Origin of the sequence: Rhodococcus sp. P14, from assembly GCF_000256505.1 — a bacterium.
Lineage (GTDB): Bacteria > Actinomycetota > Actinomycetes > Mycobacteriales > Mycobacteriaceae > Rhodococcus > Rhodococcus ruber.
Map to the genome: position 1 here is coordinate 1 of NZ_AJFC01000324.1, position 23,157 is coordinate 23,157.

20 protein-coding genes, 3 tRNA genes and 1 pseudogene are annotated in these 23,157 nt (G+C 70.3%); 14 read left to right on the top strand and 10 right to left on the bottom strand.

Features of this window, described 5'->3' with window-relative positions:
- Nucleotides 1–396 precede the first annotated feature (396 nt).
- The 5 genes from OEY_RS0123140 (at nucleotide 397) to OEY_RS0123160 (ending at nucleotide 4,588) form a co-directional block, all read left to right on the top strand.
- Entirely contained in the window at nucleotides 397–645 is a 249-nt protein-coding gene (locus OEY_RS0123140) for a hypothetical protein (protein WP_010596142.1), read from the top strand.
- Nucleotides 646–767: 122 nt separating this feature from the next.
- A complete protein-coding gene (locus OEY_RS0123145; protein ID WP_043805762.1) occupies nucleotides 768–1,913 on the top strand; it encodes a DNA cytosine methyltransferase in 1,146 nt (381 codons plus the stop codon).
- 17 nt (nucleotides 1,914–1,930) lie between these two features.
- Complete coding sequence (locus tag OEY_RS0123150) at nucleotides 1,931–2,356, top strand: very short patch repair endonuclease (protein ID WP_010596144.1); 426 nt, start codon at nucleotides 1,931–1,933, stop codon at nucleotides 2,354–2,356.
- Between the two features lie 19 nt (nucleotides 2,357–2,375).
- Nucleotides 2,376–3,149 (top strand): sulfite exporter TauE/SafE family protein, encoded by a 774-nt coding sequence (locus OEY_RS0123155; RefSeq protein ID WP_010596145.1) that lies wholly within the window; start codon nucleotides 2,376–2,378, stop codon nucleotides 3,147–3,149.
- Nucleotides 3,150–3,238: 89 nt separating this feature from the next.
- Nucleotides 3,239–4,588 (top strand): MBL fold metallo-hydrolase, encoded by a 1,350-nt coding sequence (locus OEY_RS0123160; RefSeq protein ID WP_010596146.1) that lies wholly within the window; start codon nucleotides 3,239–3,241, stop codon nucleotides 4,586–4,588.
- A 61-nt stretch (nucleotides 4,589–4,649) separates the two neighbouring features.
- On the opposite strand, the gene OEY_RS0123165 is transcribed toward OEY_RS0123160, so the two are convergent.
- The 3 genes from OEY_RS0123165 to OEY_RS0123175 all read right to left on the bottom strand — a co-directional run bounded on the left by OEY_RS0123165 (nucleotide 4,650) and on the right by OEY_RS0123175 (nucleotide 5,669).
- Nucleotides 4,650–4,722: transfer RNA gene (locus OEY_RS0123165), tRNA-Arg, on the bottom strand.
- Nucleotides 4,723–4,793: 71 nt separating this feature from the next.
- Nucleotides 4,794–4,885: transfer RNA gene (locus OEY_RS0123170), tRNA-Ser, on the bottom strand.
- A 76-nt stretch (nucleotides 4,886–4,961) separates the two neighbouring features.
- Nucleotides 4,962–5,669, bottom strand: coding sequence for a dienelactone hydrolase family protein (locus OEY_RS0123175; RefSeq protein ID WP_026138073.1), 708 nt, complete (start codon nucleotides 5,667–5,669; stop codon nucleotides 4,962–4,964).
- Nucleotides 5,670–5,732: 63 nt separating this feature from the next.
- Here OEY_RS0123175 and hisC point away from each other — a divergent pair, with 63 nt between their 5' ends.
- Both hisC and OEY_RS0123185 read left to right on the top strand, forming a co-directional pair.
- Nucleotides 5,733–6,818, top strand: a complete 1,086-nt coding sequence (hisC, locus tag OEY_RS0123180; protein WP_010596148.1) for a histidinol-phosphate transaminase — start codon at nucleotides 5,733–5,735, stop codon at nucleotides 6,816–6,818.
- Nucleotides 6,819–6,922: 104 nt separating this feature from the next.
- Nucleotides 6,923–8,605 (top strand): bifunctional metallophosphatase/5'-nucleotidase, encoded by a 1,683-nt coding sequence (locus OEY_RS0123185; RefSeq protein WP_010596149.1) that lies wholly within the window; start codon nucleotides 6,923–6,925, stop codon nucleotides 8,603–8,605.
- Between the two features lie 10 nt (nucleotides 8,606–8,615).
- On the opposite strand, the gene OEY_RS0123190 is transcribed toward OEY_RS0123185, so the two are convergent.
- From OEY_RS0123190 to OEY_RS0123205, 4 genes are all read right to left on the bottom strand, one after another.
- Complete coding sequence (locus tag OEY_RS0123190) at nucleotides 8,616–9,587, bottom strand: alpha/beta hydrolase (protein WP_010596150.1); 972 nt, start codon at nucleotides 9,585–9,587, stop codon at nucleotides 8,616–8,618.
- Between the two features lie 128 nt (nucleotides 9,588–9,715).
- The gene (locus OEY_RS0123195) at nucleotides 9,716–11,023 is read right to left on the bottom strand and encodes a DUF1254 domain-containing protein (RefSeq protein ID WP_010596151.1); all 1,308 of its coding nucleotides are present in this window, start codon (nucleotides 11,021–11,023) and stop codon (nucleotides 9,716–9,718) included.
- Between the two features lie 198 nt (nucleotides 11,024–11,221).
- Nucleotides 11,222–11,306, bottom strand: a tRNA-Ser gene (locus tag OEY_RS0123200).
- Between the two features lie 10 nt (nucleotides 11,307–11,316).
- A complete protein-coding gene (locus OEY_RS0123205) occupies nucleotides 11,317–11,805 on the bottom strand; it encodes a MarR family winged helix-turn-helix transcriptional regulator (RefSeq protein WP_010596152.1) in 489 nt (162 codons plus the stop codon).
- A gap of 96 nt (nucleotides 11,806–11,901) precedes the next feature.
- On the opposite strand from OEY_RS0123205, the gene OEY_RS0123210 reads away from it, so the two are divergent.
- Nucleotides 11,902–12,888, top strand: a complete 987-nt coding sequence (locus OEY_RS0123210) for an NAD(P)H-quinone oxidoreductase (protein WP_010596153.1) — start codon at nucleotides 11,902–11,904, stop codon at nucleotides 12,886–12,888.
- 15 nt (nucleotides 12,889–12,903) lie between these two features.
- Here OEY_RS0123210 and OEY_RS0123215 read toward each other — a convergent pair whose 3' ends face one another.
- Nucleotides 12,904–14,112, bottom strand: coding sequence for a cysteine desulfurase-like protein (locus OEY_RS0123215; protein WP_010596154.1), 1,209 nt, complete (start codon nucleotides 14,110–14,112; stop codon nucleotides 12,904–12,906).
- Nucleotides 14,113–14,268: 156 nt separating this feature from the next.
- Here OEY_RS0123215 and OEY_RS0123220 point away from each other — a divergent pair, with 156 nt between their 5' ends.
- The 5 genes from OEY_RS0123220 (at nucleotide 14,269) to OEY_RS0123240 (ending at nucleotide 18,489) form a co-directional block, all read left to right on the top strand.
- Nucleotides 14,269–14,856: a bacterial proteasome activator family protein gene (locus OEY_RS0123220; RefSeq protein ID WP_010596155.1), complete on the top strand. Its 588-nt coding sequence runs from the start codon at nucleotides 14,269–14,271 to the stop codon at nucleotides 14,854–14,856.
- A 38-nt stretch (nucleotides 14,857–14,894) separates the two neighbouring features.
- Complete coding sequence (gene wzm, locus OEY_RS0123225; protein WP_026138070.1) at nucleotides 14,895–15,770, top strand: galactan export ABC transporter permease subunit Wzm/RfbD; 876 nt, start codon at nucleotides 14,895–14,897, stop codon at nucleotides 15,768–15,770.
- Nucleotides 15,771–15,782: 12 nt separating this feature from the next.
- On the top strand, nucleotides 15,783–16,607 hold the full coding sequence (gene wzt / locus OEY_RS0123230) for a galactan export ABC transporter ATP-binding subunit Wzt/RfbE (protein WP_010596157.1): 825 nt from the start codon (nucleotides 15,783–15,785) through the stop codon (nucleotides 16,605–16,607).
- Nucleotides 16,604–17,503, top strand: a complete 900-nt coding sequence (glfT1, locus tag OEY_RS0123235; RefSeq protein WP_010596158.1) for a galactofuranosyltransferase GlfT1 — start codon at nucleotides 16,604–16,606, stop codon at nucleotides 17,501–17,503. The genes wzt and glfT1 overlap by 4 nt, the downstream gene beginning before the upstream one ends.
- 131 nt (nucleotides 17,504–17,634) lie before the next feature.
- Nucleotides 17,635–18,489: a TylF/MycF/NovP-related O-methyltransferase gene (locus tag OEY_RS0123240; RefSeq protein ID WP_010596159.1), complete on the top strand. Its 855-nt coding sequence runs from the start codon at nucleotides 17,635–17,637 to the stop codon at nucleotides 18,487–18,489.
- 3 nt (nucleotides 18,490–18,492) lie between these two features.
- On the opposite strand, the gene OEY_RS0123245 is transcribed toward OEY_RS0123240, so the two are convergent.
- Together OEY_RS0123245 and OEY_RS0123250 are read right to left on the bottom strand one after the other, a co-directional pair.
- Nucleotides 18,493–20,004, bottom strand: a complete 1,512-nt coding sequence (locus tag OEY_RS0123245) for a glycosyltransferase family 39 protein (RefSeq protein WP_010596160.1) — start codon at nucleotides 20,002–20,004, stop codon at nucleotides 18,493–18,495.
- A gap of 3 nt (nucleotides 20,005–20,007) precedes the next feature.
- Nucleotides 20,008–21,909: a glycosyltransferase gene (locus OEY_RS0123250; protein ID WP_010596161.1), complete on the bottom strand. Its 1,902-nt coding sequence runs from the start codon at nucleotides 21,907–21,909 to the stop codon at nucleotides 20,008–20,010.
- A gap of 179 nt (nucleotides 21,910–22,088) precedes the next feature.
- On the opposite strand from OEY_RS0123250, the pseudogene OEY_RS28985 reads away from it, so the two are divergent.
- A pseudogene (locus OEY_RS28985) lies at nucleotides 22,089–23,157 on the top strand (hypothetical protein); the annotation flags it as partial.

The following is a 23,157-nucleotide window of genomic DNA, read 5'->3' on the forward strand; positions in this document are numbered from 1 at the left end:
GAGTTCTCAAAGAACACGCACACACCATCGCTCCGCACCTTCAGTGCCTTGCTCCGGGGCAACCGTTCCAGCCTAACATCGGGGGCCTTCGGAGTCAAAACTCTGCGGCCGATCCGATCTCGGGGCGATTGGAAACCTTACCAGAAGGTTCTCAATCAAGGTAATCAGGCGCCTGCGTCCAACCTCGTTGTCCCGAGCCCCTGCGGGCCGGGTCGGTGTCCGTGTCGCTCTGACCTGGAATAAGTTACGTGAACATCCGGCTGTACGCCAAATCGCCAGCTCAGAGCCATCATTTGCGCTCGAGTACGTGTGTTTCCGGGACGCGGAACCGTCCTGTGCCCGGCTGCGTCTCATCTACCGAGGGCTACGTGCCACCCACTCAGGTACAGGAGACCCATGAGCGGCTTTCCCGCAGAGATCGTCGAGCCGGCCCGGATGGATGGCCCCGACCCGCGTTCGCTCGCGGCGGCGCTGTGCGCCGCCGCCTGCGACGACATGCTCGACACGCTCGACGAGGTCCTCCTCGAGCTCGACGCAGACGCGTCGGACGGCTGTGCGTGTGACGTCGCACCGCGCGTCGCCGCAAGGATCGCGACCGTCGTCCGGATGAAGGCCGCGTTCGAGTCGTCGCGTCCCCTCGGGTAGCCGTGCCGGCTTTCGGCGACAGTGATCACGGCATCACGCGTCGCGGCACGGGCCGCCCGATTTCTCGAGTAACGTGCTCCGTGAGCAAAGCGAGAAAGGGTGCCGTGACGTCGACCGGGAACATGGTGGGATTGTTCGCCGGAATCGGCGGACTCGAGCTCGGACTGGCCGAGCACGGCTGGCGCACCGAACTGCTCTGCGAGATCGACGCCGGAGCGCAAGCCGTACTTCGCGCTCGCTTCACCGACGTGACGCTGCACACCGATGTCACGCGCCTTCGTTCCCTTCCTCAGGCAACCGAGATCGTCACCGCGGGCTTTCCGTGCCAGGACCTGTCGCAGGCCGGCCGGACCGCCGGCATCACCGGCTCCCGGTCGGGCCTCGTCGACGAGGTGTTCCGGTTGGTGCGGCGCAAGCAGGGACCGCGCTGGCTGCTCATCGAGAACGTCCCCTTCATGCTGCAACTCGGCCGCGGCGCCGCGATGCGTCACATCACCGACGCGCTCGAAGATCTCGGGTACGCGTGGGCGTACCGGGTCGTCGACGCCCGCGCGTTCGGACTTCCGCAGCGGCGACAGCGGGTGCTCATGCTCGCCTCGCGGACCGACGATCCCCGCGCGGTGCTCTTCGGCGAGGACGCCGGTGCCCCCGCGGAAGGCGATCCCGACACCCACCCGTGCGGCTTCTACTGGACGGAAGGCGTACGCGGTCTGGGCTGGGCGGTCAACGCCGTGCCCACCCTCAAGGGCGGGTCCACGGTCGGCATCGCCAGTCCGCCGGCGGTGCGGTTGCCGTCGGGAGAGATCGTCACGCCCGGTCTGATCGACGCCGAACGGCTCCAGGGCTTCGACCCGGACTGGACCGCACCCGCCACCCAGGCACCCGGCGTTCGGACCGGGCATCGGTGGCGGCTCGTCGGCAACGCCGTGAGCGTCCGCATGGCCGCCTGGGTCGGTGGACGGCTCGGCCGGCCCATCGACTACTCCCCCGACCACGAGACAGCGCTGCGGCCGGGGGACCCCTGGCCGAGTGCCGCCTGGGGGGCCCGGCGACGAGCGTTCCGGGTGCACGAGTCGCACTGGCCGGTCCAGGAGCCGTACGAGGACCTCGCGGGATACCTGGAGGACGCGCGACTGCTGTCCGCACGGGCCACGGCCGGATTCCTGCGGCGGGCCCGGTCCGGCAACCTGAGATTCGTGCCCGGCTTCCTCGACGACGTCGAGTCCCACCTCGACCGCATGGGCGGCTTCCCCGAAGCCGCGGCCTGAGGACGGATCCGGCTGCCGTGCCCTCCACCGACCCGCAGACCAGCGCCCGGATGAGACGGCAGCGACGCCGGGACACCGCCCCCGAGGTGGCCCTGCGCCGGGAGCTCCACGGGCGCGGGGTGCGCTACTTCGTCGATCGGGCGCCGCTGAAGGGCATCCGTCGACGCGCCGACCTGGTGTTTCCGCGTCGCCGAGTGGCGGTGTATGTCGACGGGTGCTTCTGGCACCGTTGCCCGCAGCACGCCACCGATCCGAAGAACAACGCCGAGTGGTGGGCCGCCAAGCTCGCCGCCAACGTGGCCCGGGACCGGAATACCGACGCCGCGCTCGCCGCGGCCGGGTGGACGGTGGTGCGGATCTGGGAGCACGAGAATCCCGCGGAGGCCGCGGACCGGGTGCAGGCCGCATTGTCCGCGACCGAACCGGGTACTGCCGATTCCTGACTACCGAAGGGAGGATGCGGTGGAACCGGCAATCGCGCTCGTTCTGGGAGCGCTCCTCGGGGTCCTGCTCGGCCTCCTCGGTGGCGGCGGATCCATCCTCGCGGTTCCCGCCCTGGTGTACGGCCTCGGACTCGAGTTCCGCCAGGCCATCCCCATCTCGCTGATCGTCGTCGGAGCGGCAGCCCTGTCCGGGGCTATCCCCAAGATCCGGGCCGGGCAGGTCGACTGGCGGCTGGCCGCGGTGTTCGCCGCGGCCGGCATCCCCGCGACGTTCGCGGGCACGGCGGTCGGCACGTTGCTGCCGCAGCCGGTACTGCTGGTGGGCTTCGCCGCCGTGATGGTGCTGGCGGGCATCCGGATGCTGCGCGAGAACGACGACGCCGGAACCGCGTGCACGACCGGTGACTCCGGCATCGACTGGAAGCGATGCGCGCCGAGGTCGATCCCGGCCGGTGTGGGAGTGGGCTTCCTGACCGGGCTGTTCGGCGTCGGAGGCGGCTTCCTGATCATCCCCGCGCTGGTGATCCTCCTCGGGTTGGAGATGAGCGTCGCCGTGGGGACCTCGCTGATCGTCATCGTCGCCAACTCGACGGCCGGGCTCGTCGCGCACATCGGGGACGCCGACATCGACTGGCCGCTCACCGCGGCGTTCGCCGGGGCTGCGGTCGTCGCGTCACTGGTTGCCGGTCACCTCGGTACCCGCATGGAAACCGACCGGCTGCGGCGGTGGTTCGCCTGGCTCGTCTTCGTCGTGGCCGCGTACGTGCTGGTGGACACCCTGTTCCTGCGCTGAGCCGGAACTCGTCGCGTAACCGGCGCATTCTTCGTACGCCCCCGGGTATCCGGGGGCATAGTGAGAAAGCACCGTGGGAAGGCACCGACATGGACGTATCGATCATCGAAACCTCGAGTCTCGGCGACCGCAGCTATCTGATCACCGAGGCGGACGTGGCCGTCGTGGTGGATCCCCAGCGCGACATCGACCGGGTGCTCGCGCTCGCCAACGACCGCGAAGCGCGCATCACCCACGTCCTCGAGACCCACATCCACAACGACTACGTCACCGGCGGGCTGGAACTGTCCCGTGCCGTCGAGGCCGAGTACATCGTCCCGGCCGGCGACGATGTGGACTACGAGCGACGCGCCGTCCACGACGGCGACCTGATCGACGCCGGTCCCATCCGGCTGCGGGTGATGCACACACCCGGGCACACCCACCACCACGTCAGCTATGTGCTGCTCGACGAGACCGGTGCCACGCACGGAATCTTCACCGGTGGGTCGATGCTGTACGGATCCACCGGCCGCACCGACCTCGTCGGCCCGCAGTACACCGAGGAACTGACCCACGCGCAGTTCCACTCCGTGCGACGGATCGCCGACGAAGTGCCGGCCGACACCCCGGTGTATCCCACCCACGGCTTCGGCAGCTTCTGCTCGGCCACCCCCACCAGCGGCGACTCGTCCACCGTGGGACAGCAGCGCGACGTCAACCCGGCGCTGACCCGTGACGAGCAGGCCTACGTCGACGAACTCATCGCGGGACTCAACACCTATCCCGCGTACTACGCCCACATGGGTGTGATCAACAAGGCGGGTCCGTCGTCGGTCGACCTGTCGCCACCGGAACCGGTCGACCCGGCCGAGCTGCGCCGGCGTATCGACGCCGGCGAGTGGGTCGTCGACCTGCGTGAGCGCACCGCCTTCGCCGCGGGACACCTGGGCGGCACGCTCGGCTTCGAACTGTCCACCTCCTTCGTCACCTACCTGGGTTGGCTCTACAAGTGGGGTGCGCCCCTGACCCTCATCGGCGAGAGCGACGAGCAGATCGCCGACGCCAAGCGCGAGCTGGTCCGCATCGGTATCGACGAACTCGCCGGCGCGGCCGTCGGCGAGATCCACACCCTCGTCAACGGGCACGAACTGCGGTCGTACCGCGTCTCGGACTTCGCGGAACTCACCGGGGAGATCGACAACGAGCGGGTCCGGGTCCTCGACGTGCGCCAGAAGGACGAGTTCGAGGACGGCCACGTGCGCGGGGCGGTCAACATCCCGCTGCACGACCTCGCCGACCGGCTCGACCAGGTCCCGCACGGGGAGGTCTGGGTGCACTGCGGGTCCGGCTACCGGGCCTCGATCGCCGCCTCGATGATCGACCGGATCGACCGCACCGTCGTCCTCGTGAACGACGACTTCGACAAGGCGTACGACCACGGTCTGACCGACTCGTGAGGGTCCCTTCCGGGACCGACGACGAAAGAACCCCCACCGGAGCGGTGGGGGTTCTTCACTGTGCGCCCGAAGGGATTCGAACCCCTAACCTTCTGATCCGTAGTCAGATGCTCTATCCGTTGAGCTACGGGCGCAGTTCGTGCACGCAGTTGTGTCCTGCATGCAGTTCTCGTATTCAGTTGTCGCCGGTGACGCTGCACCGACGTGGCGGAGGCGAGAGGATTTGAACCTCCGGTCCCCCGTAAAGGGGACAACTCATTAGCAGTGAGTCCCATTCGGCCGCTCTGGCACGCCTCCCTGGGGGGTTTCGATTCTCTCGAACCGCCGGGACGAAAGATTACACACGTTCGGACAGCAAACGCAAAACGGCTGGTCAGCGCAGGTTCGAGTCGAACCAGTCGAAGATCCGACGCCGCGCGTCGATGATCGCCGCCTCGGCCGGGTCGGTCTCGGGATCGGCCGTGTCGTGCTCGACGGGCGGCTCGTCGGGTCGATGCGCCAGCCCCGGATACCCGATCACCAAGGTGGGCGCATCGGCCCGTCCGGCCGCCTCGCGCAACTGCTCGACGTCGCCGGGCGGGGTCGTGGGATCGTCTTCGCCGTACAGACCGAGCCACGGCGCCTGCAGGCTGCGCACGGCCTCGACGAGTGCGGGGACGTCGGGCCGCAGCGGTTGCAGGATGCCGTGCGCCGCGACGGTGACCGCTGCCCCCACCCGCCGGTTCGCGGCGACGAGGAGCGCCGCCGTGCCGGCGTCGTCGAATCCGATCACGCCGACCGCGTCGGGGTAGACCCCGCTGCGGACCAACCAGTCCATCGCGGCATCGACGTCGTCGAACAGGTTCTGCCCGAACACCTCGTCGTCCTCGGTGAACTCGCGATGGAACAGGTGCGGTGCCACGACCAGCCAGCACTCGGCAGCCAGCACCTCCATGAACGCCAGCAGGGCCGGTGGAAACTCGCGGGATTCGTGCAACACCACGATGCCACCGCGAAGGGCGCCCTCCGGCCGGAACACGGTCAGCGGTACCTGCCCCGACCCGTCCGGCAACCGGGCCGCGGCAGTGTGGATTCCCGACATACCGTCCACGATGACACGACCCACCGCGACAGTGCACGTGATCGCCGGGCGCATAATCGGCTGGTGACCCCACGGACCCGCCCCGACCTCGTCTCGATCCCGTCCTATGTGCCCGGCCGCAGCTTTCCGGGCGCGATCAAGCTCGCCAGCAACGAGACCACGGTCGGTCCCCTGCCCAGCGTGCGCGACGCGATCGCCGAGGCGGCGTACTCGGTCCACCGGTACCCGGACAACATGGCTGCCGTGCTCATCGGCGCGCTGGCCGAACGGCTGGGGGTCGAGCCCGAGAACATCGCCGTGGGCAACGGTTCGGTGAGCCTGTGCCAGGAGCTGGTGCTCTCGGCCTGCAACGACGGCGACGAGGTGGTGTTCTCCTGGCGCTCGTTCGAGGCGTACCCGGTGGTGACGGCGGTGGCCGGCGCGAAACCGGTGCCGGTGCCCAACACCCCCGAGCACGGCCACGACCTCGACGCGATGCTCGCCGCGATCACCGATCGCACCCGGGTGGTGTTCGTGTGCAATCCCAACAACCCGACCGGTGCGCTGCTCGGCAGGGCGGAGCTGGAGCGGTTCATCGACGCGGTGCCACCGCAGGTGCTCGTCGCGCTCGACGAGGCGTACTTCGAGTACACCCGCCCGAAGCCCGGCGCGGAACTGGCGGACGGGGTCGTGCTCGCCGCCGGCCGGCCGAACGTCGTGGTGCTCCGCACTTTCTCGAAGGCCTACGGTCTGGCCGGTCTGCGGGTCGGCTACCTGGTCGGCGACCCCTCGGTGATCAAAGTCCTGAACAAGGTGCACACCCCGTTCAGCGTGAGCTCGCTCGCGCAGCAGGCGGCCATCGCCTCCCTGGCGGCCGCCGACGAGCTGCTGGCGCGCACCGACAGTGTGCTCGCCGAGCGCGACCGCGTGCGGACGGGGCTCGTCGACGCCGGATATCCCGTGCCGGAGAGCTACGCCAACTTCGTGTGGTTGCCGCTCGGAGACCGGTCGGCGGCGTTTGCCGAAGCGTGCGCGGAGGCGGGCGTGCTGGTCCGCCCGTACGCGGACGACGGAGTGCGGGTGACCATCGGCGATCCGCACGAGAACGACGCATTCCTGACATTCGCGACCGGCAAGGGCCTCGACATCGCGGAAATTTCGACGTCCTGACCTGCGAGAAAGCGTCTACGAGACCCAACCGTTATCAGCGGGTGGCGATCACGTGACCAACCGTTGGCACACTCGTCCGGTCGGCTAGGGAGCGGAGTGTGCGGATGGGTTCAGGCGTGACACGCCGGTGGACCTTGTCCGCGGCCCTGCTGACCGGAGTCCTGTGGACGTCGCTTGCCGTCCCCGCGACCGCACTACCTCCGGACGCCCTGCCGCTGCGACTGATCGCCTTCCGCGACCTGCACGGCAGCCTGCTCCCACCCCAGGGTCCCCGCAGCGAGGTGGTCCGTTCCGACGGCGCGTCCGTTCCCGCGGGCGGCGCGGCATATCTCGCCGCCTACGTCCGGCAACTGCGCGCGCAGGCGGACAACTCGGTGCTCTACTCCGTCGGCGACACGTGGGGCTCGTCGCCCATCGAATCGGCGATGTTCCACGACGAACCCACCGTGGACCTGCTCAACGGCCTCGATGTGACCGCGGCCGCCCTCGGCAACCACGAATTCGACAACGGCTACGCCGAGTTGCGGCGCCTGCGCGACGGCGGGTGCCACCCCGAGGGCTGCCGGTACGACGAGGAGTACGCCGGAACCGCCTTCCCGCTGATCGCGGCGAACGTCGCGGAGGCCGACGGCAGTCCCGCGGCCCTGCCGTTCAGCGTGGACTACGTCGACGGGGTGCCGGTCGGCGTCATCGGTGTCGCCCCCCAGGACACACCGCAGGTGGTGCGTGGCGACGACATCTCCGGCCTGCAGTTCACCGACGAGATCACGGCCGTCGACCGCACCGCCGACGCGCTCGATGCCCTCGGGGTCCGCTCGATCGTGCTGCTCTACAAGGGGGCGCTGACCCCGTCGGCGGGGACCGACCCGTGCGACCCGGCCGCCGGGCCCGCGCGCGCCCTCACCTCCCGGGTGTCACCGAAGGTGGATGTCGTCGTCACCGCGGACGGCGAGGACAGTTTCAACTGCAGCTACCCGGATCCGGCGGGCAATCCCCGGACCGTGCTGCAGGGCGCCTCACACGGACGCATCGTCTCGGTCGCGGACCTGACCATCGACCGCGAGAGCCGCGACGTGCTGCGCGACCGTACCCACGCGTTCAACCAGGTCGTCACCCACGACATCGCCCCCGACCCGCGCACGCAGCAGTTCGTGGACCGGGCGGTCGACAAGTCCCGCGACGTCGCCGAACGCTTCGTCGGCCGCATCGCCGCCGACCTGACCCGCGACACCACGGCCGGCGGCGAGTCGGCCCTCGGCAATCTCGTCGCGGACGCGCAGCTGGCGGCCGCCGAACCCGCCGGGGCGCAGCTCGCCCTCACCAATCCCGGTGGAGTGCGCGCCGACCTGCTGCATTCCGAGGACGGCGTCGTCACCCACGGCGACACCTACGCGGCCCAACCGTTCGGGAACCGGCTGCAGGTGCTCGAGCTCACCGGTGCGGAACTGGTCGGGGTCCTCGAACAACAGTTCCAGCAGGACGGAAGCGGCGCGAACCGCGAGCGGATCCTCGCCCCGTCGCACACGCTGCGCTACGTCCTCGACCGGGCCGCGGCGCCGGGCGGCCGGATCCGGGACGTCACCGTCGCGGGCCGCCCGCTCGAGCAGGCCGCGACGTACCGGGTGGTCGTCAACGGGTTCCTCGCCGACGGCGGTGACGGGTTCACCGGGTTCACGCACGCGCGACGGACCACCGGGGCGGGCGCCGAACTCGACGCCCTGAACGCCTACCTGGCGGCACACTCGCCCGTCGCGCCGCCGGCCACCGACCGCATCACGGTGCCCTGACCGATCCCGTTCAGTCGAGCCCGAGAGCGCGCTCGAGCGTCGGCCAGGCGGTGCGCAGATCGTCCTGCCAGTACGGCCACGAATGCGTGCCGTACGGGCGGTAGACGATCGTGGCGGGAATCCGCAGCTCCCGCAGTCGCCGGTCGAACCCGATCGTGCACACGAAGGCACCGACCTCGAGCGGGCCGCCCACGTCGAGGGCCTCCGCATCGGGTCCGACGTCGTACGGGCCGGGCAGACCGTTGCCGGTGCTGATGAAGATCTCCTTGCCGCGCAACCGCTCGGCGAGGACGTACGGATCGTGCGCCGCCCACGCCGGATCCCCCGGCGCTCCCCACATGTTGTCCGGATTGCCGCCCTTGTAGGCGACGGTGCCGCGGACCGCGTCCTGCGCGGACGCCTTCGACGTGTCCAGGCACCCGCTCAGCGCGGCCACGCCCCGGTACAGGTCCGGATTCCGGGCGATCAGGCTCGCCGCCCCCGTCGCGCCCATCGACAGGCCGCCGACGGCGTTGACGCCGTTGCCCGCGAAACGGGCGTCGATCAGCGGCGGCAGTTCCTTCGTCAGGAACGTCTCCCACGCGTTCACGCCCAGGACGGGATCCGGGGCGAGCCAGTCCGTGTAGTAGCTCGCGGTTCCGCCGACCGGCAGCACGACGTTCACGTTCTTGTCGGCGACGAAGTCGACGATGTCCGTGCGCTGCGTCCACGTACTCTCGCGGTAGTCCGACTCGGCTCCGGCGCTGACACCGTCGAGCAGGTAGAGAGACGGGCGCGGCGCGTCCCCGGCGGGATGCAGCACCTGCACCTGCACGACCCGCTGCATCGACGGCGAGTACACGAACACCGCCGAACGACGAGGCGTGACGGACTCGACCCGCTCCACCCGCGCGGACGTCGCCGGTTCGGCGGACGCGACGGACAGCGTGGACAGTGGCACGACGAACGCCGCGACGAGCGCCGCGACCGCAGATCTGAGCATCAAGTTCCTTCGTCCCCCGACTTCGGAAACACCGATTCCACAGTACGGACCGGGGCGGGTCAAGAAAGTGGGGCTCGTCACCAACGCGGAGCGCAGCCCTTGGTGACGACAGGACACGAGGACGCGGGCTACCGCTGCGGGACCGGTTCCGGCGGAAGCCAGCCCTGGTCCGCAGGCAGGTACGACCGGAACATCAGCACGAACTCGCCCGGCGGCGCCGGCAGCCAGTTCGGGCCGGCCGCAATCGGCGGCCGCGACGAAACCCACACGTCGAGCCCACCGTCGGGACCACGGACGAGCCCGGGCGTCCGGTCGCCGACGGCGTAGCGGTCGACGGGGTTGGCGACGAGGAACATGTCCGGGCCGTACACGGTGACGGACCAGAAGCCGCGGTCGTCGACCGGCGGCAGGCCCCCGGGTGGGAAACGCAGGAGATAGCCGGTCTCACCCCGGAGCGTCGTTCCGTCGGCCGCGACGCGGGCCACGTGGTACGTCGACTCCTCCGGCACGTTCGCGCCGAGCCCGATCGTCGCGACGACCGCGCGCTGGAGGTAGTCCGTGCCGTACCGGCCCGCGGTCGGCAGCGAATGCCACACCTCGCCGGACCCTCGATCCGAGTCGACGAGGTCCCGGATGCGTCGCTCGCCGCGGACCACCCCGGTCGCGAGTGCGGCGACGGTGTCCGCGGAACCCGTACTCGGCCGGGCGCCCGGCCGGACCCCGAGGTCCGCGAGTTCGTCGAGCAGCGGTGCGTCCGCCGGCGGGGGCGGATTCGCGGCCAGGATCGCCGACAGTTCGTCGAAGAACTGCGGACCCGACGCCGCGAGCGCCTGCGGGTCGGGGTTGCTGCCGCAGGCGGTCGGCGGCAGCGGCGGCGGTGCCCCGGCGACGGGCGCGGCCAGCACGGTCAACGAGTACTGCCGTTGCGCGGCACGGGCGGCCTCGAGGTCGGTCGCCGACTCCACGAGCGTCCGGCCGATCATCCACGCGTCCCAGGTGGACGACTCGACGACGGCCGCGTCCGCGGGCAGCGGACCGTCCCACCCCGGCGGGACGACGACGTGGGCACCGGCCGCCGGTCCCGTCGCCCGGGTGCCGACGTTGGCGAAGACGTCGGTGTAGATGTCGAGAAACTGGAAGTCGAAGTACCGGGCTCCCATGTCCGGATGGGTCAGCAGCACCGGACCGCCGCGAAGATCCAGCCACGCGATCGAATACAGCGTGTCGACGTTGGGAGCGACGACGACACGCGAGGTGGGATCGGCCGTCGCGGACTGGTGGTGCAGCCGGTTCACCGGTAGCAGGCAGAGCATGTTCGCCCGGGTCCGCGCGAGCGTCACGGGTGCGTAGCCGTAGACGTAACCGTCGGCGGCCACGTCGACCGCGGTCCGTTCGGCCGCCGGTTGCGGCGCCGCGCAGGCGGTCAGCAGGCCCACTGCCAGCGCTGCCGCCGCTCGAACCGCTGCGCCGACCATGGCGCCAGTGTAGGAGGCGAGAACGCGTTCCAGGGATTGTCGGCGGGTCCGCGCGCTGTGGTGCTACTTGCGCGCGTCCGAACGCGCGCGACAAGCACTTTTCCGCGCGACCGTCCCACGAGGAAGCCCGCCACCTGACATGCAGGTGGCGGGCTCCGGCGGAAGCGGAGGGATTTGAACCCCCGGTCGCTCTCACGACGCTCGCTTTCAAGGCGAGTGCATTCGGCCGCTCTGCCACGCTTCCGTGGCAAATCCTAACCACACCGCTCGTCGACGGCCGCCTCCACCTTGGTGAAGATCTCGGAAAGGGCGCGGATCTGCGTCCTCGTGAGCAGGTCGACGAGGTTGCGGCGCACCCCGGCGACGTGGGTGGGCGCGGCCTCGGTGAGGCGGCGCCGGCCCTCGTCGGTGAGAGTGGCCAGGACCCCCCGTCCGTCCTCGGCGCAGGAACTGCGCACCACCATCGACGCCGCCTCCATGCGACGGATCTGGTGGGTGAGGCGGCTGCGGGAGGACAGCACGCCGTCGGCCAGGTCGCTCATGCGCAGCGACCCGTCCGGGGCTTCGGAGAGCAGCACCAGGATCCGGTACTCGGCGAGGGACAGACCGTGGGCCTGCTGCAGGTCGCGATTGAGTCGATCCATCAGCCGGTGATTGCCGTCGATGTAGGCCCGCCATGCCCGCTGCTCGTCCGTGTCGAGCCAGCGCGGGTCGGGACGTTCGGCATGCGGTTCGGCTGTCACGCGGGCAGTGTAAGGGCAGGCCACCACCGGTGTTACTCACTGGTCAGTTCGCTGCGTGTCGCCCCTGCGTCGGCGTGTCGCGATAGCGTCGAACCCATGCGCGCAATCACGATCACCGAACCCGGCGGCCCCGAGGCCATGCAGTGGGCCGAACAGCCCGACCCCACGCCCGGTCCCGGACAGGTCCTGATCGACGTGGCCGCGACGGCCGTCAACCGGGCCGATCTGCTGCAGCGGCGCGGCCTGTACCCGCCGCCGCCCGGATCCAGCGACATCCTGGGCCTCGAATGCTCCGGAGTGATCGCCGAGCTCGGCGAGGGCGTGAGCGGCTGGTCGATCGGCGACCGGGTGTGCGCGCTGCTCTCCGGCGGCGGCTACGCCGAGCAGGTCGTCGTCCCCGCCGGACAGGTCCTGCCCGTACCCGAGGGGGTGGATCTCGCGGTGGCCGCGTCGCTGCCCGAGGTGGCCTGCACCGTGTGGTCCAACGTGGTGATGGCGGCGGGACTGCGCCGCGGCGAGGTGCTCCTCGTGCACGGCGGCGGTGGCGGCATCGGCACCCACGCCGTCCAGGTCGGCAAGGCGCTGGGCGCGAAGGTCGCGGTGACCGCCTCGGCCGGCAAGCTCGACTACTGCCGTGAACTCGGCGCCGACCTGGCGATCGACTACCGCACGCAGGACTTCGTCGCCGAGGTCCGGAATGCGTTCGGCGGCGCCGACGTGGTGCTCGACAACATGGGCGCGGCCTACCTGTCCCGCAACGTCGACGTGCTCGCCCCCGACGGCCGGCTCGTGGTGATCGGCATGCAGGGCGGCGCGAAGGGCGAACTCAATCTCGGCAAGCTGCTCGCCAAGCGGGGGCACGTCCTCGCCACGGGTCTGCGGGGGCGACCGGAGACCGGCCGCTCCGGCAAGAGCACGATCGTCGCGGAGGTCCGTGAGCACGTGTGGCCCTTGATCGCCGAGGCCCGCGTCCGGCCCGTCGTCCACGCAGAGGTGCCGATCACCGAGGCCGGGCGGGCCCACGAGATGCTGGATTCCCCCGATACCGTCGGCAAGGTCGTGCTGCGGATCGACCGGCACTGATCCCGGTCCGCCGGATCAGGGGGCGGTGAGGTTGCGCAGTTCGCGCACGAGCTGGTCGAGCTCGTAGCGGGTGGTGTACGGGGCCAGTCCGACGGTCACCGCGCCGCCCTCGTCGCTGACGCCGAGCGAGTCGAGCAAACGACTCGTGCCGCGGCTGACCGCGACGGACGCGATGCGACGGTCGGCGAGATGCGCGGCGATCTTCTCGGCCGGCACCCCCGCGACGGTGAAGCTCAACGTCGGGACCCGGCTCGACGCACGACCGATCACCATCACGTCGGGCAGGTTGTCCAGCAGGCGCATCAGCCGCTCGAAGAGCTGGTCCTGGTAGCCCTGGAGCGAGCTGATCGACGTCTCGAGGCGCTCCCGCCGCGTACCCGTCGCCTCGTCGTCGAGGGCCGCGAGGAAGTCGACGGACGTGACGAGCCCGGCGAGCATCGCGAACTGGTGGCCGCCGACTTCGAGCCGCTCCGGACCGCGGGCGTGCGGATCCAGGGAGACCGCGGGGATCCGGTCGAGCTGCGCCGGGTCACGGAACACCAGGGCGCCGACCTGCGGTCCTCCCCAGGCGGAGGCGTCGAGGGCGAGCACGTCGGCGCCGAGCTCGTGGATGTCGACGTGCGCGTAGGGCGCGGCCCCCGCCGCGTCGACCACCATGAGTCCCCCGACCTCGTGGACCCGGTCGGCGGCGACGCGCACGTCCGGCGCGGACCCCACCAGCGACGATGCCGCGGTCAGCGCGACGAGCCGCGTCGTCGGGGTGATCAGTTCCTCGAACTGCCAGCTCGGCAGCTCGCACGTCTCGATCTCGACCTCGGCCCACCGCACCTGCGCGCCGTACCGGCTCGCGACGCGCAACCACGGCGCCACGTTCGCCTCGTCGTCCAGCCGGGACAGCACGAGCCCGGTGCCGAGCCCGAGCCGGGAGCTGAGCGACTCCGCGAGCCAGGCCAGCAGGACCGCCCGATCCGGTCCGAGCACCACACCGGCCGGGTCCCCGCCGACGAGATCGGCCACGGCGACCCGCGCCGCCTGCAGCAGCGACGCGCTCCGGCGGGTCGAGGTGTGCCGGCCCGCCGGGGACGCCGCGGCGTTGCGGAATGCCGTCGACACCGCTCGGGAGACCGCGTCGGGAATCTGCATTCCGGCCTGGGGATCGAGATGGATCCAACCGTCGCCGAGCGAGGGAATCAACCCCCGGATCCGGGCAACGTCGTAAGCCATGCGTGACACTCTAAATCCCGGTGTCAATCGGATGTCGTCCACGTCGGTCCTGCCTGCCCTCCGCAGGTGCACGTCGACGGGCGGAATGTGGGGCGAAACCTCTCGTATCGGGAACCTGACTCGGCAGGGGCAGCGGCGAGAGGACAAGATGGAACCATGACGCATTCGGAGAATGAGCACGTCCTCGTGATCGGGCCCGACGGCCGACCCGTCCCGGTCCCGCGCGACGGGACCGCCTCCGGTGATCCGCGAGAGTCGCCCGCAGAGCCTCAGGAGAAGCCGGACGACGGCGAGTCGCTCGCCGACATGGTCGAGCAGCCGGCGAAGGTCATGCGGATCGGCACGATGATCAAGCAGCTGCTCGAGGAGGTCCGCGCCGCGCCGCTCGACGATGCGAGCCGTGCCCGTCTGCGGGAGATCCACCAGTCCTCCATCCAGGAACTCGGCGAGGGCCTGGCGCCGGAGCTGCGCGAGGAGCTCGAACGGCTCGCGCTGCCGTTCGGTCAGGACGAGGTGCCCTCCGACGCGGAGTTGCGGATCGCGCACGCTCAGCTCGTCGGATGGCTCGAAGGCTTGTTCCACGGGATCCAGACGGCGCTGTTCGCGCAGCAGATGGCGGCGCGGGCGCAGCTCGAGCAGATGCGTCAGGGTGCACTGCCGCCCGGCATGCTCGGGGGCGGACCGCGTCCCGACGAGCGGCACGGCCCCGGTCCGGGTGCACCCGGTACCGGGCAGTACCTGTAACGCCGGCCCGGACCCGATCCCCGGTAGGCTCGAACCTCGTGTCAGCTTCTGCCCTCGATCCCGAGCCCACCGCCGCGGACTCCCCGGTGGTGTCGGATTCGCAGACCTTCCGGCGCGGCCTGAAGGATCTGCGCGACGGCTTCGCCCAGCGCGAGCTGTGGCTCAGCCTGGCCTGGCAGGACATCAAGCAGCGCTACCGGCGCTCGGTGATCGGCCCGTTCTGGATCACGATCGCCACCGGTGTCCAGGCCACCGCCATCGGCATCCTGTATGCCGCGCTGCTGGATATTCCGCTCGACGAGTTCCTGCCGTACGTCACGGTCGGGCTGATCGTGTGGAACATGATCAGCGCCTCCATCCTGGAGGGCTCGGAGGTGTTCATCGCCAACGAGGGCCTGATCAAACAGTTGCCGTCGGCGCTGAGCGTGCACATCTACCGGCTCGTGTGGCGGCAGTTGCTGTTCTTCGCCCACAACCTGGTGATCTACGTGATCATGGTCGTCGCCTTCGGGGTGTGGCGGGACCTGACGTGGACGTCGCTCGCGGCGATTCCGGCGCTGGTCCTGATCGTGCTCAATGCCGTGTGGGTGTCGATCGTGTTCGGCATCTTCGCCACCCGCTACCGCGACATCGCGCCGATCCTGTCCAGCCTCACGCTGCTGCTGTTCGTCCTCACCCCGATCATGTGGACCACGCAGAGCCTCGAAGCGCAGGGCGGGGAGGCCGCCAAGCGCGTCAAGCTGGCCGAGATCAACCCGCTGTTCCACTATCTCGACATCATCCGGGCGCCGATGATCGGCCAGGATCAGCAGGCCTACCACTGGTACATCGTGCTGGCGATCACCGTGGTCGGCTGGGCACTGGCGCTGCTGGCACTGCGTAAGTACCGGGCACGCGTGCCCTACTGGGTCTGAGGGGCCGTCGATATGACCGAACATGTGAGCATCGAGACGCGCGGAGCGTGCGTCGACTTCCCGATCTTCGACGCGAAGACCCGGTCGCTGAAGAAGGCGTTCCTCGGCAAGGCGGGCGGTTCGATCGGCCGCAACAACTCCGACGTGGTGGTGGTGGAGGCGCTGCGCGACATCACCATGTCGCTGAAGGAAGGCGACCGCATCGGCCTCGTCGGCCACAACGGCGCCGGCAAGTCCACCCTGCTGCGGCTGCTCGCGGGGATCTACGAGCCCACCCGCGGCAGCGCCCGGATCCGGGGCCGCGTCGCGCCGGTGTTCGACCTCGGTGTGGGCATGGACCCGGAGATCTCCGGCTACGAGAACATCATCATCCGCGGGTTGTTCCTCGGTCAGACCCGCAAGCAGATGCTCGCCAAGATGGACGAGATCGCCGAGTTCACCGAGCTCGGCGAGTACCTGAACATGCCGCTGCGCACGTACTCCACCGGCATGCGTGTCCGCGTCGCGATGGGTGTCGTCACCAGCATCGACCCCGAGATCCTGCTGCTCGACGAAGGCATCGGCGCGGTCGACGCCGAGTTCATGAAGAAGGCCCGGGTGCGCCTGCAGAAGCTCGTCGAGCGCTCCGGCATCCTCGTCTTCGCCAGCCACTCCAACGAGTTCCTCGCGCAGCTGTGCGACCGTGCGCTGTGGATCGACCACGGCCGGATCCGCATGGAAGGCGGCATCGAGGAGGTCGTGCGCGCCTACGAGGGCGACGACGCGGCCGATCACGTGCACCACGTCATCGCCGAGCTGGAACGCGAGCAGGGTCTGCCGCAGGAGCGCTCGGCGTGAGTGAACGCATCGTCGGCGTGGTCGTCACCCACCGGCGGCGCGAACAGCTGGCGCAGTCCCTGAAGGTCCTGAGCGCCCAGACGCGGCCGCTCGACCACCTGGTGGTCGTCGACAACGCCGACGAGGCGGCGGTGCGTGAGCTCGTCGAGTCCTGCCCGCTGCCGACCAGCTACCTCGGGTCCAAGCACAACCTCGGCGGCGCCGGCGGCTTCGCGCTGGGGATGCTGTACGCGCTGTCGCTCGGCGCGGACCGGGTGTGGCTGGCCGACGACGACGGCCGTCCCGAGGGCCCCGACGTCCTCGCGACACTGCTCGACTGCGCGCAGCGGCACGGCCTGGCGGAGGTGTCGCCGGTGGTGTGCGACATCGACGACCCCGACCGTCTCGCGTTCCCGTTGCGCCGGGGCGTGGCGTGGCGGCGTCACCGCAGCGAACTCGGCGACGTCGAAACCGATGATCTGCTGCCGGGCATCGCGTCGCTGTTCAACGGCGCCCTGTTCACCGCCGCCGCGATCGACGCGGTGGGCGTGCCGGACCTGCGGCTGTTCGTGCGGGGCGACGAGGTGGAGGTGCACCGTCGCCTGGTCCGCTCGGGTCTGCCGTTCGGCACCTGCCTGCGCACCGCCTATCTGCACCCCAACGGCGCCGACGAGTTCAAGCCGATCCTCGGCGGCCGGATGCACACCCAGTACCCGGACAACGACACCAAGCGGTTCTTCACCTACCGCAACCGCGGCTACCTGCTCTCCCAGCCCGGCCTGCGCCGGTTGCTGCCGCAGGAGTGGGTGCGGTTCGGCTGGTACTTCCTCGTCACCCGTCGTGACCCTGCCGGGCTGCGCGAGTGGGTGCGGCTGCGCAAGCTGGGGCGGCAGGAGCGGTTCGACCGGCCCGCGTGAGGGGCCGAATGTCACATTGCGTCGATGGAACCGACGCAATGTGACATTCGGCCGGTGGGAAGGCGCGATTGCGCCCGGTTCTCGCGCTGTCTAGGTTCGGGGCAAGATCTCGGGCGGCACGGGAGGGCGCGATGCTGGGTCGGTGGCGGGCGATGACCCGGGGCAAGCTGCAGCGGGCCGTCGCCGAGGTCGTCGACCTCTCGGCGCGACGCGCCCGCGAGCTGCAGGAGAACCACCACGACCGTGTGCTGGCCGAACTGACCGCGACCACCGCGGAGTTGCGGCAGGTGCTGGCAGAACTCGCGCGGACCCGGTCCGAGGTGGGCCTGCTGCGGGAACGCGTCGCCGACCTCGAGCACCGGCAGCGCCGCGACCTGCGCTACGCGATGGACCACGCCGCCACCGACACCGCAGCGGCGTTCGCCGTCGCGAACATGCCCACCGCCGCCGTCCTCGACACCCCGCACGACACCCTGCGGTTCGCGCTCGACCGGGTGTCCCGGCCCGGCCTGGCACTCGAGTTCGGCGTCGCGTCGGGCACCACCTTGCGGATCGTCGCCGATGTGCTGGGCGCGAAGCACCCGGTGTTCGGGTTCGACGTCTTCACCGGGCTGCCGGAGACGTGGCGCAGCGGATTCCCGGCCGGGGAGTTCGCGCAGGACGCCCCGCCGGAGGTGCCCGGCGCCGAGCTGGTGCCCGGTCTGTTCGCCGACACCCTGCCCGGCTTCCTCGCCGCGCATCCCGGCGACGTCGCGTTCGTCCATCTCGACGCCGACCTGTACTCGTCCACCACGACGGTGCTCGACCTGCTCGAAGACCGCCTGGTGCCCGGCAGCGTGCTGGTGTTCGACGAGTTCTTCAACTATCCCGGCTGGCAGCAGCACGAGTACCGGGCGTGGACCGAGTTCGTCGCGCGCACCGGCGTCGCGTTCGAGTACCTCGCCTACACGGCCGACAACGAGCAGGTCGTCGTGCAGCTGCGGTGACTCTCAGCGCACGAAACGGATCGCCTGACTGACGTTGTACTGTCGGCGCTCGTCGATCCGGAAACCGGCTTCCACGAGCCCGGCGTACTCCGGGGTCGTCTCGAACCGGTGCGGTGGGAGCGTCCACCACTGATTCGACGTGTGGTAGATCCGCTGTTCGACCGTCCGCTCGGCGTCGGCGAAGAACCACACCACGTCGCACGTGGACAGCTGCCCCGCGACCGCCTGGAACGGGAGGTTCTCGTCCCACAGCCAGCCCTCGGCGGCTGCGGTCCGTCCCAGCCCCGGATCACGGGTGCCCGCGAAGGTCTCCGGCCGGGCCGTGATCACCAGCCGCTGCGACGCCGGGTTCCACGCGGCTCCACCGAACAGCACACAGTCACCGGGCTCGAGCCGGTCGGCGACATCGTGGTTGACCGTGCTGAAATCCATGCCGCTGGGGTCGGACCATGCGGAGCGCTGTGCGACGAAGGACGGCACGGTCAGCAGCACCAGTGCACCGGTGACACCGACCGTCGCCCACGTCCGCACGGCCACCGCCGCGACGGCGGCCGCACCGACCAGCGCGACCGCGGGCGTCGTGAAGGTCAGGTACCGGTCCAGGTAGACCGGGGTCGCGACGAGCGAGTACGTCACGAGCATCGCCATCGGCAGCACGATCCACGGAACGGCCACCGCGAGAACGCCGTGTCGCCGCACCGGCGTGCGTCGCCGCACCGCCGCGACGGTTCCCGCGACGAGCAACACCGTGAACGCCGCCGCGAACCAGGGGGCGCCCACGAACCACTGATACTCCCACACGATCCGCGGCAGATTCCGGTCGAGGGGCCGAATCCACGACGTCTGCCCCGCCTGGGCGAACGCCTCGAGCACGAGCGGGCTCGCCGCCGCCGAGCCCGCCACCACCGCCGCCGCCCACGCCGGTCCGCGGCGCCGCAGGTCACCCCGCCACGCCAGGGTGATCAGGTGCGCCGGCACCAGCGCAATCGTGTACAGGAACAGCACCACCGACAGCGCGAGCACGGCGGCGTACAGCAGCCACCATCGGAGCCGGCCCGACTCGCACGCCACGAGCAGCAGCACGGTCAGCCACACGGCGACGGCCGCGGACGGGGCGTAGCTGCGGGCCTCGACCGCAGCCCACGTCACACGGGGCAGCAGCAGGAAGACGACACCCGCGAGCACGCCGAGACGCCGGTCCGCGAGCATGCACGCCAGCACCACCACGCCGCCGGCCGCGGCACCCACGGCCAGGATGCTCGGCACCCGCGCCGAGAACTCCGAGGCCCCGAAGACGGCGAACCAGTACCGCATCGCCACGTAGTACAGGCCGTGGACGACGTCGACGTTGCCGAGCACTCGGTCCAGGTCGGCGCGGGAGCGCTGGGCCACCGAGAGGGTGGCCAGCTCGTCGTACCAGAAGGAGGGCCGCCACGACCCCCACGCTGCGACGATCGAACCCAGCAGTGCGACGAGGACGGCATCCCGCGCGCACGCCGTGGTCCGATCGGCCATCCGCTATCGCCCGTACAGGCGGGCCCAATTCTCCCGGCTGGTCAGCTGCGGCGCGGCCTCGCGGTACCGCAGGGACACCGCGGGGGTTTCCTGCTTCAGGGCCTGCAGCGCACGCATACCGCGCCGGAGCAGCGCGACGGCCCGCTTCTTGTCCCGCCTGCGCACGCGGACGCCCTCCTGGGAGGCGTCGGTGACGACGGCATGCGAGAACAGCGAGACGTGCCACCAGTGCGCGTCCGACGACGGGACCGCGACCGGATGGGCGGGGAGGCGGCCCCGCCACTGGTTGAGGGCGCGTTTGGCCAGCACCGCCCACTCGAGGCTCTTGCGCGGGTGCGGGCCGGCCGGGGTGATGAACATGTCGGCCGGACGCAGACCCGGCACGTTGTTCGCGTTGTGGCGGATGGTCTCCCCGTATTCCGCGCGCTCACGCCGGATGGCGGCCGCGGCCTCCATGCCGCCGTCGTGCAGGAATTCGGGTCCGCGCAGGAAGTCCTCGACGGCCTTGATCAGGGTGAACGCCATGCCGTACTGCATCGAGACGAGGTAGCGGAACAGGTCCGTCCGCAACTGCTTGGCGAGTGCCTTGCCGTCGAGTTCGGTGTGCAGTGCGGCGGTGATCATGGCGTTGCGGAGGTTGAAGTAGCGATGCCACTCGTCCCAGTCCTTCCACGCGAAGTCCGCGTGCCACACCGCGGCGCCGGGCAGCGTGACGGTCGCGACGCCGTTCGCCCGCGAGCGGTAGCCGTACTCGATGTCGTCCCACTGGAAGAACAGGGGCAGCGGGTAGCCGACCTTGTCGACGACCTCGGACGGGATCAGGCAGGACCACCATCCGTTGTAGCCGGCGTCGACCCGGATGTCCTGCTGCTTCTTCAGCGTGCTCTTGTCCGCGAGCGCGTTCTTCACCTCGAGGCCGGCCTGGAGACGCTGCAGGTCGGCGACCTCGGCGCCGACGTGGACCCGGTCGGGGTGCAGCAGGTAGAGCATCTGCGCGCCGACGATGGCGGGCTCGACGGTGCAGTTCGCGAACATGTTGAGCCGGACCACGGCCTCCGGTTCGCACAGGACGTCGTCGTCCATGAAGACGATGTTGGCGCCGGGATTCCGCGCCGACCCGGTGACCTCGTACAGACCGCGGGTGAATCCGCCGGCGCCGCCCAGGTTGGGCTGCGTGATGTAGACGAGCTTGTCGCCGAGCTCGGATGCGACGCGCCGGAACTCCTCCCGGGTCTCGACGCGGTCGTTGCCCTGATCGATCACGTACACCGACTGCACGTCGGCCAGCGCGATCGGGTCGTCCGCCATCGCGGCCAGCGTCGCCGCGCAGTCGTCGGCGCGGTTGAAGGTGCAGATGACCACTGCCGCAGGCCGCAGCGTCTCCGGAGCCGGCACCGTCCACCGGGCGTTCGCGACGGTCAGCTCGCCGGAGCCGGTCGAGATCCGCGCGAACAGGGCACCGCCGTCGACGAACCGGTCGATGGGCGTGGACACCGTCACCGGCGTGGGCGTGCCGTGGGACGACACGGCTGTCGTGGCGACGATCCGTCGCCGGCCGCGGGCGTCGGTGGCGACCAACTCGAGGCGGCCGTCTCCGTCGACCTCGGCGACGAACGCGACCTCGGTGACCGCGGTCCAGCGCTGCCAGTAGCTGGCGGGGAACCTGCCGAAGTAGGTGTCCGTTTCGATACGGCTCCGGCGACCGAGGCGCACCCGGGTCCGCTCCCGGTCCACAGTCCCCTTGACGGTAACGTACATGTCGTCACTGACCAGCGGAGACGGTCCCGCGAACAGCGCGCGCTGCGCGGTCTGCCGGGCTGCAGGGCGCTCCGGGACGGACGAACCGTCGGCCGCGGTGCCGACCCCTCCCGTCGGTTCGATCGCAGCGAATTCGGCCTTGTCCATCCGTCGAAACACCTTTCGGAACCTTGCTGCCCCCCAGGACACAACTCGTCCCAGGCTACCAACGGGCCGCGGACCGGCCGACCTTGCCGCGGATCCGCTGCGCGCCCGCCCGGCCGGTCCCGGGCACACCCCCGTTATCCTTGGCCTCTGCCAGCCCCCTCCCGACCTCTGGAGCACATGTGACGTCCGCCGTCGAGCCCGCGACGCGGCGGCAGCGCTGGCTCTGGGGCACGGTGGTGGCGGCGACGGTGACGCTCACCTACCTGGTGATCCTGACGGCCGACGATCGGTGGTTCTACACCGACGACACCGAATCCGGTGCGGTACCGAACTGGCTCTTCCTCGGCCGGATCCTGCGGACGGGACAGTTGCCGAGTCTCGTACCCGAACAGTGGATGGCCGGGAACTACCCGGTCGAGGGACAGGGCGGTCTCTGGAATCCGCCGCAGCTGCTCGTCAACCTGATCGCACCCTCGGTCGACAACATGGTGCTGCTCGCGACGGGCGTGAAGTGGGCGTTCACCGTCGTGCTGGCGCTGGGGGTGTACCGGATCTGCCTGGAGTACGGTGCTCGCGCCCCGTGGGCGGCGGTGGCCGGCGCCGCGGTCCCCTTCACCGGGTTCGCGCTCTTCTACGACCAGGCCACCTGGGTCACGGCCCTCACCGGATCCGCCTGGGTGGCCCAGGCGTGGGCGAGTTCGCTGCGCTACCTGCGCGGCCGCTCCGGCCCCCTGCCGGCGTTCGTGTTCCTGTACCTCGCGATCAGCGTCGGCTACGTCTTTCCCGCCCTGGTGGCCGGGATCCTCACCGGCTGCCTCATGATCGGCGAACGGATCCATCGGAACTCGTGGCGGCCGTCGCTGCGACTGGCGGTCGTCGCAGTCTGTGCCGCCGCGGGCGGGCTGATCACCTATCTGCCCGGGGTGCTGTCCAGCTCCGTCACGTGGCGCTCCGATCAGGGTTTCCAGAACGACAACTTCCTCGCGGCCCCCTGGTCGGACACCCTCAATTCCGGCATCCCCTCGGCACTGCCGGGCATCGAAGCCTGGTTCGGGGAGGTGCAGCCGTTCCCCGTCACCTACATCGCCTGGTTCGTCGTCCCGGCTCTCGCCTTCGTGGACTGGAAGACCGTGAACCGGTCCGTGCGCAGCCTGGCAGGCGCGCTGATCTTCCTCGTCGCCATGCTGATGGCGACCGCGGGACCCAGCGTGATGGGGCCGCTGCGCTGGCCGGCGCGGCTGGCGGCGG

Bases quoted from the DNA above. Each gene is read 5' to 3' on its own strand.
- OEY_RS0123140 (WP_010596142.1), top strand. From the start codon at position 397: ATGAGCGGCTTTCCCGCAGAGATCGTCGAGCCGGCCCGGATGGATGGC.
- OEY_RS0123145 (WP_043805762.1), top strand. From the start codon at position 768: ATGGTGGGATTGTTCGCCGGAATCGGCGGACTCGAGCTCGGACTGGCC.
- OEY_RS0123160 (WP_010596146.1), top strand. From the start codon at position 3,239: ATGGACGTATCGATCATCGAAACCTCGAGTCTCGGCGACCGCAGCTAT.
- OEY_RS0123175 (WP_026138073.1), bottom strand. From the start codon at position 5,669: ATGTCGGGAATCCACACTGCCGCGGCCCGGTTGCCGGACGGGTCGGGG.
- OEY_RS0123185 (WP_010596149.1), top strand. From the start codon at position 6,923: ATGGGTTCAGGCGTGACACGCCGGTGGACCTTGTCCGCGGCCCTGCTG.
- OEY_RS0123190 (WP_010596150.1), bottom strand. From the start codon at position 9,587: ATGCTCAGATCTGCGGTCGCGGCGCTCGTCGCGGCGTTCGTCGTGCCA.
- OEY_RS0123210 (WP_010596153.1), top strand. From the start codon at position 11,902: ATGCGCGCAATCACGATCACCGAACCCGGCGGCCCCGAGGCCATGCAG.
- OEY_RS0123215 (WP_010596154.1), bottom strand. From the start codon at position 14,112: ATGGCTTACGACGTTGCCCGGATCCGGGGGTTGATTCCCTCGCTCGGC.
- OEY_RS0123220 (WP_010596155.1), top strand. From the start codon at position 14,269: ATGACGCATTCGGAGAATGAGCACGTCCTCGTGATCGGGCCCGACGGC.
- wzt (WP_010596157.1), top strand. From the start codon at position 15,783: ATGACCGAACATGTGAGCATCGAGACGCGCGGAGCGTGCGTCGACTTC.
- OEY_RS0123240 (WP_010596159.1), top strand. From the start codon at position 17,635: ATGCTGGGTCGGTGGCGGGCGATGACCCGGGGCAAGCTGCAGCGGGCC.
- OEY_RS0123245 (WP_010596160.1), bottom strand. From the start codon at position 20,004: ATGGCCGATCGGACCACGGCGTGCGCGCGGGATGCCGTCCTCGTCGCA.
- OEY_RS0123250 (WP_010596161.1), bottom strand. From the start codon at position 21,909: ATGGACAAGGCCGAATTCGCTGCGATCGAACCGACGGGAGGGGTCGGC.